This is a genomic window from Cedecea sp. B1(4) (assembly GCF_059414925.1).
Genome location: NZ_JCAHMZ010000017.1, coordinates 1 through 3,374 on the forward strand (window position 1 = coordinate 1; position 3,374 = coordinate 3,374).

The 3,374-nt window shown below is 52.1% G+C and carries 2 rRNA genes; both read left to right on the forward strand.

What is annotated here, in order from left to right:
- The first annotated feature begins 246 nt into the window (after nt 1-246).
- Nucleotides 247-3,153: ribosomal RNA gene (locus ACR6JA_RS21660) — 23S ribosomal RNA — on the forward strand.
- Between the two features lie 98 nt (nt 3,154-3,251).
- Nucleotides 3,252-3,367 (forward strand): 5S ribosomal RNA (gene rrf / locus ACR6JA_RS21665).
- The last annotated feature ends 7 nt before the right edge of the window (nt 3,368-3,374 follow it).

Genomic DNA, 3,374 nt, shown 5'->3' on the forward strand with positions numbered 1-3,374 from the left:
GGTTCGAATCCCCTAGGGGACGCCACTTGCTGGTATGTAAGTGAAAGTTGCGTGCCGAACTATCTCAAAGCTGACTTGAAAGAGTCATGTTTGAGATATTTGCTCTTTAACAATCCGGAACAAGCTGAAAATTGAAACGACATGTCGTCTCATTCCTCCGTAATAAGGAATGGGGTTAAGACATGTTCGAGTCTCTCAAATTTTCACAACAGCGATTGTGTCTTACGAGACACCTTCGGGTTGTGAGGTTAAGCGACTAAGCGTACACGGTGGATGCCCTGGCAGTCAGAGGCGATGAAGGACGTGCTAATCTGCGATAAGCGTCGGTAAGGTGATATGAACCGTTATAGCCGGCGATTTCCGAATGGGGAAACCCAGTGTGATTCGTCACACTATCATTACGTGAATACATAGCGTAATGAAGCGAACCGGGGGAACTGAAACATCTAAGTACCCCGAGGAAAAGAAATCAACCGAGATTCCCCCAGTAGCGGCGAGCGAACGGGGAGCAGCCCAGAACCTGAATCAGTTTGTGTGTTAGTGGAAGCGTCTGGAAAGTCGCAGGGTACAGGGTGATACTCCCGTACACTAAAATGCACATACTGTGAGTTCGAAGAGTAGGGCGGGACACGTGGTATCCTGTCTGAATATGGGGGGACCATCCTCCAAGGCTAAATACTCCTGACTGACCGATAGTGAACCAGTACCGTGAGGGAAAGGCGAAAAGAACCCCGGCGAGGGGAGTGAAAAAGAACCTGAAACCGTGTACGTACAAGCAGTGGGAGCCTCTTTATGGGGTGACTGCGTACCTTTTGTATAATGGGTCAGCGACTTATATTCTGTAGCAAGGTTAACCGTATAGGGGAGCCGCAGGGAAACCGAGTCTTAACTGGGCGTTAAGTTGCAGGGTATAGACCCGAAACCCGGTGATCTAGCCATGGGCAGGTTGAAGGTTGGGTAACACTAACTGGAGGACCGAACCGACTAATGTTGAAAAATTAGCGGATGACTTGTGGCTGGGGGTGAAAGGCCAATCAAACCGGGAGATAGCTGGTTCTCCCCGAAAGCTATTTAGGTAGCGCCTCGTGAACTCATCTTCGGGGGTAGAGCACTGTTTCGGCTAGGGGGCCATCCCGGCTTACCAACCCGATGCAAACTACGAATACCGAAGAATGTTATCACGGGAGACACACGGCGGGTGCTAACGTCCGTCGTGAAGAGGGAAACAACCCAGACCGCCAGCTAAGGTCCCAAAGTCATGGTTAAGTGGGAAACGATGTGGGAAGGCACAGACAGCCAGGATGTTGGCTTAGAAGCAGCCATCATTTAAAGAAAGCGTAATAGCTCACTGGTCGAGTCGGCCTGCGCGGAAGATGTAACGGGGCTAAACCATGCACCGAAGCTGCGGCAGCGACACTATGTGTTGTTGGGTAGGGGAGCGTTCTGTAAGCCGTCGAAGGTGAACTGTGAGGTTTGCTGGAGGTATCAGAAGTGCGAATGCTGACATAAGTAACGATAAAGCGGGTGAAAAGCCCGCTCGCCGGAAGACCAAGGGTTCCTGTCCAACGTTAATCGGGGCAGGGTGAGTCGACCCCTAAGGCGAGGCCGAAAGGCGTAGTCGATGGGAAACAGGTTAATATTCCTGTACTCGGTGTTACTGCGAAGGGGGGACGGAGAAGGCTATGTTAGCCGGGCGACGGTTGTCCCGGTTTAAGCATGTAGGCGGAGCGTTTAGGTAAATCCGGACGCTTATTAAACGCTGAGGTGTGATGACGAGGCACTACGGTGCTGAAGTAACAAATGCCCTGCTTCCAGGAAAAGCCTCTAAGCATCAGGTAACATTGAATCGTACCCCAAACCGACACAGGTGGTCAGGTAGAGAATACCAAGGCGCTTGAGAGAACTCGGGTGAAGGAACTAGGCAAAATGGTGCCGTAACTTCGGGAGAAGGCACGCTGTCGGTAGGTGAAACCCCTTGCGGGTGGAGCTGAAGGCAGTCGAAGATACCAGCTGGCTGCAACTGTTTATTAAAAACACAGCACTGTGCAAACACGAAAGTGGACGTATACGGTGTGACGCCTGCCCGGTGCCGGAAGGTTAATTGATGGGGTTATCCGCAAGGAGAAGCTCTTGATCGAAGCCCCGGTAAACGGCGGCCGTAACTATAACGGTCCTAAGGTAGCGAAATTCCTTGTCGGGTAAGTTCCGACCTGCACGAATGGCGTAATGATGGCCAGGCTGTCTCCACCCGAGACTCAGTGAAATTGAAATCGCTGTGAAGATGCAGTGTACCCGCGGCAAGACGGAAAGACCCCGTGAACCTTTACTATAGCTTGACACTGAACATTGAGCCTTGATGTGTAGGATAGGTGGGAGGCTTTGAAGCGTGGACGCCAGTCTGCGTGGAGCCAACCTTGAAATACCACCCTTTAATGTTTGATGTTCTAACGTAGACCCGTGATCCGGGTTGCGGACAGTGTCTGGTGGGTAGTTTGACTGGGGCGGTCTCCTCCTAAAGCGTAACGGAGGAGCACGAAGGTTAGCTAATCACGGTCGGACATCGTGAGGTTAGTGCAAAGGCATAAGCTAGCTTGACTGCGAGAGTGACGGCTCGAGCAGGTGCGAAAGCAGGTCTTAGTGATCCGGTGGTTCTGAATGGAAGGGCCATCGCTCAACGGATAAAAGGTACTCCGGGGATAACAGGCTGATACCGCCCAAGAGTTCATATCGACGGCGGTGTTTGGCACCTCGATGTCGGCTCATCACATCCTGGGGCTGAAGTAGGTCCCAAGGGTATGGCTGTTCGCCATTTAAAGTGGTACGCGAGCTGGGTTTAGAACGTCGTGAGACAGTTCGGTCCCTATCTGCCGTGGGCGCTGGAGAATTGAGGGGGGCTGCTCCTAGTACGAGAGGACCGGAGTGGACGCATCACTGGTGTTCGGGTTGTCATGCCAATGGCATTGCCCGGTAGCTAAATGCGGAAAAGATAAGCGCTGAAAGCATCTAAGCGCGAAACTTGCCCCGAGATGAGTTCTCCCTGACCCTTTAAGGGTCCTGAAGGAACGTTGAAGACTACGACGTTGATAGGCTGGGTGTGTAAGCGTAGCGATACGTTGAGCTAACCAGTACTAATGATCCGTGAGGCTTAACCTTACAACACCGAAGGTGTTTTAGAGACGAAAGATTTTCAGCTTAGTTCAGGATTAGATTGATGGTTGTGTGCGAGCATGACGGTCAATAAACAGAATTTGCCTGGCGGCCGTAGCGCGGTGGTCCCACCTGACCCCATGCCGAACTCAGAAGTGAAACGCCGTAGCGCCGATGGTAGTGTGGGGTCTCCCCATGCGAGAGTAGGGAACTGCCAGGCATCAAAT